General features: G+C 68.9%; 2 protein-coding genes. Both read right to left on the reverse strand.

What is annotated here, in order from left to right; translation table 11 throughout:
- On the reverse strand, positions 1–3,191 hold a 3,191-nt coding region (locus ACW73L_RS21885), incomplete at its 3' end, for an amino acid adenylation domain-containing protein (protein ID WP_498924666.1).
- Positions 3,188–10,171 carry an amino acid adenylation domain-containing protein gene (locus ACW73L_RS21890; protein ID WP_498924667.1) on the reverse strand — a complete coding sequence of 2,328 codons (6,984 nt, stop codon included), beginning with the start codon at positions 10,169–10,171 and terminating at the stop codon, positions 3,188–3,190. The genes ACW73L_RS21885 and ACW73L_RS21890, both read right to left, overlap by 4 nt.
- Positions 10,172–10,180: the final 9 nt, after the last annotated feature.

The raw sequence follows: 10,180 nt of genomic DNA on the forward strand, positions 1-10,180 counted from the left end.
TGCGCTTCGGTCGGGGTCCGGGGGGCCAGCGTCGCCGTGCTCGCCCGTTCCGGCGCCGGCAAGGCCCGCCGGTCCAGTTTGCCGCTCGCCAGCCGCGGTAATCGCTCCAGCACCACGATCCGCTGCGGCACCAGGTAGGTCGGCAGCTGCTCGCGCAAGGCCGCTTGCAGTCTCTCGGGAGTTAGCCCCTCACCACCCACATAGCCCACCAGCTGCGCGCCGGCGGTGTCCTCCTCGCGCAGCACGACAGCCGCCTCGTACACCCCCGGTTGGGCGCGCAACACCGCTTCGATCTCGCCCGGTTCGATGCGGTAGCCGCGCAGCTTGAGTTGCTGGTCGGTCCGGCCGAGGAAGTCGATGACGCCGTCGGACCGTTGCCGGACCCGGTCGCCGGTGCGGTACAGCCGCGACCCCGGTGGCCCGAACGGGTCGGGCACGAAGCGCTCCGCGGTCAGCCCCGGCTGGCCGTGGTAGCCCCGGGCCAGCAAGGGTCCGCCGATGAACAACTCGCCGGCCAGGCCCGGCGGCAGCGGGTTCAGGTCGCCGTCCAGTACCCACGCCGTGCGGGGCCCCAGCGGCCGGCCGAGCGGGGCATACGCGCTGCTGCACGGTCCGTCCGCCGTCCACAGCAGCGGTGTGATGACCGCCTCGGTGGGACCGTAGGCATTGGTTAGCGAGGCCGGCTGCAACCGACTCAGGATCCGTTCCAGGCTGGCCTGCGGCAGCGCTTCGCCGCCCACCGTGCAGTGCACGCCGGGCAGTTCGATACCGGCTTCGGCCAGCGCCGCCAAATAGGCCGGCGGCACGTCCAGCCGAGTCAACCGATGCTCCACGACGGCCGCCTGCAGCCGCTCGGCGCTCCAGAGGGTGCTGTCGCTGAGCACCAGCCGCGCGCCGCTGATCAAGGGCACGGTCCATTGCTCGACCGCCGCATCGAAGCTGAACGCGGCAAAGTGCAGCGCGCCATCCCCCGGCCTCAGACCATAGGCCGCGGCCGCCGCCTGCACATGCCGGCTCAGGGCCCCGTGGCTCACCGCCACCCCTTTCGGTAACCCCGTCGAACCCGAGGTGTGGATCACGTACGCCAGATGCTCCGGGTGAGAGACCGAGGGGGGCGGGCCAGCGTCGTACCCAACTCCCGCGTCCGTCGCCCCGTCCACCGGCTCGGTTCCGGGTCGGGCGCCCAGCCGACCACGACCACTCTCGACCGGCCCGGAACCGGGGGGGGCGGTGTCGTCGTCCGTTAGCGTGGCCAGATCCAGCCACTGGCAGCTGGAGTCGGACGCCAGCGGCGGCAAACCGCCCGACGTCAGTCCGAGACCCACACCGGCTCGCGCCAGCAATTCCGCCACCCGCGCCGCCGGCGCTTCCGGATCGATCGGCACGCACGCCCCACCGGCCTTCCATACCGCCAGCAACGCGACGATCAACTCCACCGAGCGTTCCAGCCGCACCGCCACCAGCACCTCGGGACCCACCCCGGCCGCCCGCAGCCGCCATGCCAAGCGGTTTGCCCCCGCTTCCAACTCGCGGTAGCTTAAGGCCACATCGCCCGCAACCACCGCCACCGCTCCCGGCTGCGCCATCGCCCGTTGGGCGATCAATTCAGGCACCGATAGCGTGCCCTCGCCGACCGGCTCAGCGACCCAGCGGTTCCAGCCCGCCAGAGCAATCCGATCCTCCCGACCCAACAGGTCCACCGTGCCCAGCCGCTGCGCAGGATCGGACACTAGCGCGTCCAGCAGCGCGATGTACTGCGCCGCCAGCCGCGCCACGGTCGCCGCCGCCAACCGCGCCACCGCGTAGGTGAAGAAACCGCTGAGTCCGCCCGCCCCGTCGTCCTCGGTGTCGAGACTGAGGTCGAATTGCGCCGCACCGCTGTCCCGCGCCACCGGTTCGACCCGCAGTCCGGTCGTGGTCTCCAGCGGGCGCACGTCCCGCACCTGGTGGTTGTACATGACCTGGAACAACGGATTGCGCTCCAGGCTCCGCTCCGGCTGCAGCGCTTCCACCAACTGCTCGAATGGCAGGTCGGGATGGGCCTGCGCGCCGACGGCCGTCTCCCGCACCCGCATTAACAGCTCGTCAAACGTCAGGCTGCCGTGTACCGCGGTGCGGAATACCACCGTGTTGACGAAGTAGCCGAAGACCGACTCGGTCTCCGCCCGGTGCCGGTTCGCCAGCGGGACGCCGACTCGGATGTCGCTCACTCCGCTGTTCCGGTACAGCAGCGCTTTGAAGGCGGCCAGCAACACCACGAAGGGCGTGACGCCGGCGGCCCGGGCCCGCGCGTGGACCCCGACGCTCAGCGCCGCCGGTAAGGCAAACGCGACCCGCCCGCCGGCGTCGCTCTCCGCCACCGTCACCGGCAGCAGCGCCGGGGCCGGCTCATCGCCCAGTTGCGCCCGCCAGTAGTCCAGTTGCCGTGCGCCCTCCCCGGCCTCCAGCCACGCGCGCTGCCACACCGCATAGTCGACATACCGCACCGGCACCGGCGGCCATGTCACGGCCCGCCCCGCGGTCTGCGCCGCGTACACCACCGCGAACTCGCCCAATAGCCGCTGCAGCGACCACCCGTCCCCGATCAGGTGGTGCAGCGTCAGCCACAGTTCGTGGACCTCGGCCCCGAGCCGCACCCAGGTCACCCGCCACAACGGCCCCGCGGCCAGATCAAACGGCGCCCGCGCGTCCGCCGCGCTCAGCGCCTGCCGCTGCGCCTCATCCCAGGCCGCGCCGCCACCGACCGGCGACAAGTCCAGTTCCCGCCACGCCACCGCAGCGCTGACGGCAATCCGCTGGAACGGCTGGCCGTCCGCCGCCCCAAACGTCGTCCGCAACTGCTCATGCCGCTCGCACAACAGCTCGAAACTCCGTCGCACCGCAGCCGCATCCACCGCTCCCCGCAGCCGCACCCCGCCCGCCATGTGATACGCCGCCGATTCCGGCTGCAACGACCACAGCACGTACAGACTCTGCTGCGCACAAGACAAGGGACACGCTTCGGATTCCGCCAGGCCCATCGGAATGGGGAGCACGGAAAAGTCGATACCCTGCTCGGCCAGACGCGCGATGAACTGGCGCTTCTTGTCCAGCGGCAGCGCGACGAAGCGGCGCACCAGCGACTCCGACTGGATTCCAGCCGCCGCCACCGGGATAGCGGACGGCGACGGCTGCACCGTCGTAACGCTCATGACGCTTCGAGTTCGCCGAGCAGGCTGTCGATCGCCGACAGGGCCGCATCGCCGGTTGGCTGAGGCTGAAACATCTCCAACTCGCTGGCCAGCGCCGTCAGACTCCCGGTTTCGAACACCGTGCGCAGCGGCAGCGCGACATTGAACTGACGCCGGATACGCGCGACCAGTTGCGCCGCGAGCAACGAATGGCCGCCCAGGGCAAAGAAACTATCGGTCCGGCCGACACGCGCGACACCCAGCAATTCGCCCCAGATCCGCGCCAGTTCCTGCTCAGCCGGCGTCTCGGGACCCTGGTAATCGGCGCCCGTCCAGTCGGGTTCCGGCAGCGCGCGACGATCGAGCTTGCCGCTGTGGGTCCGGGGGATCTCCGCCAGCGGGATGATCCGTGCCGGGACCATGTAGTCGGGCAATGTTGCACGCAGGGCCTCCCGTAACGCCTCCGGAGCGAGCATCCGGTCGTCGCCGGTCACATAGGCCAACAGCCGGGCCCCACCCGGCCCTTCGCGGAGCGCGGCGACAGCCTCGCGAACGCCGAGCTGAGCGATTAGCTGAGCCTCGATCTCGCCGAGCTCGATCCGGAAGCCGCGGAGCTTGACCTGATGGTCGACACGACCCAGATAATCGATGGTCCCGTCGCGCCGGCGGCTCGCCAGATCGCCGGTCCGGTAGAGGCGACCGCCCGCGGAAAACGGGTCCGGCACGAAACGCTCGGCCGTCAGACCGGGTCGACCGTGATAACCCCGCGCCAGACCGGCCCCGGCAATGAACAGCTCGCCGATCACGCCGGGCGGCAGCGGGTTCAGGTCGCCGTCGAGCAGATGGATCGCCGTGTTGGCGATCGGACGTCCGATCGGCACACGGCCGCCGTCATCGGCACGGCAGGTCCAGTGGGTGACGTCGATCGCCGCTTCGGTCGGCCCGTACAGGTTGTGAAGATCAATTCCCGGCAAGCGCTGCAGCGTGCGATCACGAAGTTCGGCAGATAACGCTTCCCCGCTGCAAACGACGCGCCGCAGACTCGGATAAGCATCGCAGTCATCGCTGCCCACGAATTCCTGCAGCATCGAAGGAACGAAATGCAGGGTCGTGACACCGTAAGCCCGGATCAGTGTCGACAGCCGGGCCGGATCGCGGTGATCTCCCGGCTCGGCGATCGCGAGGCGTGCGCCCACCATCAACGGCCAGAAGAACTCCCAGACCGACACATCGAAGCTGAACGGTGTCTTCTGCAGCACCGTGTCATCGGCACCCAGGCGGTAGGCCTCCTGCATCCAGTGCAGCCGGTTCGCGAGCGCCGCATGCGTGTTGCCGGCTCCCTTGGGACGACCGGTCGAACCCGAGGTGTAGATGACGTACGCCAGCTGTTCAGGATGGACCTCAACCTCCGGTGGCTCCTCCGATTCGTCCGTCAGCGTGGGATCGTCCAGGTCTAACCGTAGCAGCCCGACATCGCTGGGCAGCCGGTCCCGGACGCCGTCCTGGCTCAGGATCAGGTCGACCGCCGCGTCCTCGAACAGGTAGGCGAGCCGCTCGGTCGGGTAATCCGGGTCGAACGGGACATAGGCGCCGCCGGCCTTCAGAACGGCCAGCAGGCCGACGACCAGCTCGAACGAGCGTTCGGCGGCGATGCCGACCCGGTGGTCGGGACCGACGCCGAGACGGTGCAGCCGCCGCGCGAGCCGGTTGCTGGCCCGGTCCAGCTCGCCGTAGCTCATCGTTTGTCCCCGAAACACCAGAGCGACAGCCTCGGGCGAGCGCTCGGCCGCGCGGCGGATCAGCTCATGGACCGGCAGGTCGGGGTAAGACCGCGCCGTCGCGTTGGGCGCGGCCAGTGCGGCTGTGCCGTCAGCGCCGAGCAGATCCGCGTCCGCGATCTTGCGGGCGGGCTCCGCCAACAACTGACCAAGCAGGCGCAGGAAACCGCCGTGCAGATGCTCGACAGTCATGGCGTCGAACAGATCCGTCGCATAGACCCAGGTACCCGACAGGTTTCCGGCCTCGTCCTCTTCGGTGTAGAGACTCAGATCCAGCTGAGTGGCACCGCTGCCCCGTTCGATGCGCTCGATTGCCAGTGACGGCAGCGAGCGCAGCTTGCCGAAATCGCGCCGCTGATGGCTGTACATGACCTGAAACAGCGGATTCGTGCCGAGGCTGCGCTCCGGCTGCAACGCTTCCACGAGGTGTTCGAACGGGAGTTCGGCATGCGCGAGCGCATCGACGCTGACCTCCCGGCTGTGGGCCATCAATGACGCGAAGCTTTGCCGGCCGCTCACCTGGATCCGATGCACCAGCGTGTTGACGAAGAAACCCACCACGCCCTGGGTTTCCGGCAGATCACGGCTGGCGACCGGGACACCGATACGCAGGTCGGTCGCGCCGGTATGCCGATAGAGGAAGGCGGAGAACGCGGCCAGCAACACCGCAAACGACGTGGTGCCCCCATTGTTCGCGAGCGACCGGATACGGCCGGCCAGGGCGGCGGGAACGGCAAAGCCCAGCTGCCCACCGTGACCACTGCGCACCACCGGGGCCGGTCGATCAACTGGCAGCGCCAGCACGGGCTGCTCGTCACCCAACCGAGTCCGCCAATGATTCAACAACGACTCAGCGCGCGGACCGGCCAGCCGGTTTCGCTGCCACACGGCGAAATCAACGTAGCGGATCGTCAGCGGCGACAGTGAGGCCATACTCCCTTCGGCAGCCGCCCGGTAGAGCTCCGCGAGCTCGTCCAGCAGACGATTCAGCGACCAGCCATCAGCGATCAGGTGATGGAGGCTCAGCCAGAGTTCGGACCTCGCCTCATCGAACCTCAGCAAGGTAACCCGCCACAAGGGGCCTTCTTCCAGATCGAAGGGACGACGGGCATCCTCGTCACTGCGGGCCTGCAGCCAGTCGGCGCGTGCGGCGGGCTCCTGCCGGGGCACGTCGAGCACCCGGAACGGCAGCGGCGGCGCCGAATGAATCCGTTGCAAGGGCATGCCGTCCACGCCATGAAACGTGGTCCGTAAGGCCTCGTGCCGGTCCATCAGCGACTGCAGCGCGGTCTGCAAGGCGACACTGTTCAGCGTCCCGTTGACGGCCAGTCCACCCGCGATGTGGTAGGCGGCACTGTCGGGGTCGAGTTGCTGTAGGAACCACAGCCGCTGCTGCCCGAACGACAGCGGCAGGCCATCCTCGGGGAGCTCGGCGCGCGGAATCGCGGCGCGCTCGGGCTGGGCGTCACTACGGCTACCGGGTTCGGGCGCCAGCGCGGCGATCGTCGGGTTCTCGAACAACTGCTTGGGGGTCAGCCGAATGCCGGCCTTGCGAGCGCGGGCGATGACCTGCAGGCTCAGGATGGAATCACCGCCGAGTTCGAAGAAATTGTCGGTCACCCCGATGGGCGTCCGCTTCAATACCGCCTCCCAGATCGTCATCAGCGTCCGCTCGACCTCGGTCCGCGGCGGCACGTGCGCGCCTGCAACGGCGCCCGGTGGAGGCAGAGCATCACGTTGCACCTTGCCGTTGGCATTCAGCGGTATCGCCTTGAGGGGCACGAAAACCGCCGGAATCATATAGTCCGGCAGCACGACATCGAGCCCGGCCCGGATCGCTTCCGCGTCCGGCGCACCCGCAGGTTCCGCCACGTAATAGGCCACGAGCCGCAGGCGTTCGCGATCGGCCTCGTCGGCCATTGCCGTAACCAGTGCCTCGCGGATGCCGGGCAGGCGGCGCAGGGCCGCGGCGACCTCATCGGGTTCGACGCGAAAGCCGCGGATCTTGATCTGGTCGTCCCCGCGCCCGAGGAAATGGAGGCTGCCGTCTTCGTCGACCGCGCGATCCCCGGTTCGGTACATGCGGGACCCGGGCGGCCCGAAGGGAGCCGGCACGAAGCGCTCCGCGGTCAGGCCGGGCTGGCCGTGATAGCCGCGGGCCACACTGGGTCCGCTGAGGTAAAGTTCGCCGTTGACACCGGGCGGCACCGGATTCAGCTCGCGGTCCAGCAACGCCCCCAGCACCCCGGACAAGGGCCGACCGATCGGAACGACGGCGCCGACCTGGTCGCTACCGGCTTCCTGGGTGAAGACCCCGACGCAGGACTCGGTCGGACCGTAGTGATTGATCACGCGACAAGCCGGTTTCAGCCGGCGCACGGTCTCGACCAGATCGCGCGGACAAGCCTCGCCACCCAGAATCAGGGCCTGCTCGGGCAGCGGGTCCGGCGAATTCACCGATAACAAGCCGCGCAGATGGCTCGGAACGATCTTCAGCACCGATACGCGGTTGGCAGCCATGTAAGCCGCGAAGGCCTCCGGATCGGCGACGCAGTCCGTCGATACCAGATGCAGCAGGCGGCCGGAGTACAGGGCTCCGAACAGGACCGTATGTCCCAGGTCCGCGGCGGGCGTGGAAACCATTGCCATACTGCCGCCCGGTGCAAGACGCAGGCGCTGCAATACGCCGTGGAGATAGTGGGTCAAGGCCTTGTGGCTGACCGTGACACCTTTTGGCGTCCCGGTCGACCCGGAGGTGTAGATCAGGTACGCCGCCTGCTCCGGCAACGGCCCGGCGGCGGCAATGGCCGCACCCGCCGTGGTCGTGTCCGTCATCGCTACCGCCAGCATCGGCACGCCCAGCTCGCGGGCCAACGCGCTCGGTACGCCGGCGGTTAGCAGCACCCGGGCGCCGCTGGCCTTGATCAGCGCCCGCAGACGCTCCGCCGGTTGCCGGGTGTCCAGCGGCAGATAGACGGCACCGGCCTTCAGCACGCCGAGCAGGGCGGCGACCAACTCGGTCGAGCGTTCGAGCAGCACCGCCACCACCGATTCGGGCCCGGCTCCGAGTTGCTGCAACTCCGAGGCGAGGCGGCTGGCGACCGTGTCCAGTTGCGCGCGGCTCAGGCTGCGGTATTCGTCCTGCACGGCTGCCGCTCCGGCATCGTGCTGCAGGTGATGTGACCAGGCGGCCAGCAAATCGGGAAAGCGCGGCAGTGCGGCATCCCCGTCGCAACCCACCATCAACGTCTCGCCGTGCAGGGCGATGCCGCCAACCGCCGGCACCGCATCGGCGCTCAGCGCGGCCAGCAAATACCGGAATTGCCGGCACAGCATGGCCATCGCCCCGGTCCCGAAGCGCCGGCACTCTCCGGAAAAAGTGACCGTCAACGCCGTGTCCAGATGCGCGATCAAACTCAGTGCATAGTTGTTGCGGCCCCGCGTATCCCTGGCGCCCGGGAAATCGGCCAACTCGATACGGAAGTCGCCGGAGTCATCCCGCAGCGCCTGATCGAGCGGATAGTTCTCGAACACGAGGATCGCATCGAACAGGCCGCGACCGTCGCCAAGTTCGGAGGCCCGCTGGATGGCCGGCAGCGGCGCGAACTCGAATTCCTGTCTCTGCGAGCTCTCCTGCTGCACCTGCTGCAGCCAGGACCCCACCGACCGCGCCGATTCGAGCCGCACGCGCACCGGCACCGTGTTGATGAACAGGCCGACGCGGTCCTCGATACCCGGAACCGGCGCCGAGCGTCCCGACACCGTCATGCCGAACACCACATCGGCGGTATCGGCATGACGCCCCAACAACAGTGCATAGGCGGCCTGCAGCAGCGTGCTCGGCGTGATGCCGTAGCGTCGCACCGCAGCCCGCACCCGCACCATCTCGTCCTCATCCAGGCGCAGGGTCTGTTCGTCGTAGCCGACCGCGTCAGAGTCGTCTGGCATCCTCCGCGCCAATGGCAGCGGCGTGGGCGTGTCGAATCCAGCCAATACGTCACGCCAATAGCCGAGTGCCTCGCCCTCATCGCGTACTGCCAGCCAATGCAGATAGTCTCGGTGCGAGTAGGTTCCGACCGGTGTCAGCGTTCCGGAGCCGGACGACTGCTCGCGGTAAGCCCGCAGCAGATCACGGAGCACGACGCCGGTACTCCAGCCGTCCAGGGCGATATGGTGCTGGCTCCAGACCAGCCACCAGTCCCGGTCGGCGGTCCGGATCAGGCGCAGCACGGTGCGACCCGAGTGGCCTTCGAACCCCTGCTGCCGCTCGGTCGCGAGCTGTTCGGCCAGCCGTAGTTGCTGTTCCGCAGCCGAGGCATCGCGCCAGTCGTCCACGGGAACCACCGACTCGCAGGACTTCATGACCCATTGCAGCAGCTGCCCGGCGTCGTCCCATCGGAACAGCGAACGCAGCGCCTCGTGACCCCGGGTCACGGCATTCCAGGCCGCAGTGAACCGATCGGGATCAACCGTCCCGCGGAGCCGGAAGATCCGCTGATAGAAGTACGGATCGGCAGCTCCGAACTGCACCGCATGGAACAGGAGACCTTGCTGCAGGGGGGAGAGCGGGTAGAGGTCGTCGAGGTCGCGGTGCGGGACCGGCAGCGCATCGAGCTGGGCCTGGGTCAGCGACGCCAGCGGGACGTCCGATGGCGTCAGGCCACCCGCTGCTGGGCTCAGGCAGTGCGCGATCAGCGCCTGCAGTTCGTCCTGGTAGGCCTCCAGCAGCGGCTGCAACGTCGCCGCCCGATAGCGGGCCCGGCTGTAGGTCAGGCTGCAGCGCAGTTGCCCGCCGTAGACCTCGCCGTTCAGTTCCAGTTCGTTCGCCAGCGGTGCCGCCGGGTCGCGGTCGGCCCCGGCGTCCTCGGGCGCCGGGACGAACAGCGCGGCGGCGCTGAAGCTGCCGTCGAACTGCCCCAGGTAGTTGAAGGTCAGCGGCGGCCGCGGCGCCGCGGCGAGTTCCCTTTGCATTGCGTCCGGCCCGAGATGCCGCAACACCCCATAACCCAGACCGTGGTCGGGCACCTGGCGCAGCTGTTCCTTGACGGCCTGGATGGCGGCGCCCAGGTCGTCCGGCGCGGTCAGGCGCAGCGGGTAGACGCTGGTGTACCAGCCGACGCTACGGCTCAGGTCGAGGTCCGGAAAACGGTCCTCGCGCCCGTGCCCTTCCAGTTCGACACCGAGCGCCGCCTGCCCGCTCCAGCGCCGCCAGGCGCGGACCAATGCGGTCAG

The sequence above is a fragment of the Methylolobus aquaticus genome (genome assembly GCF_054172105.1).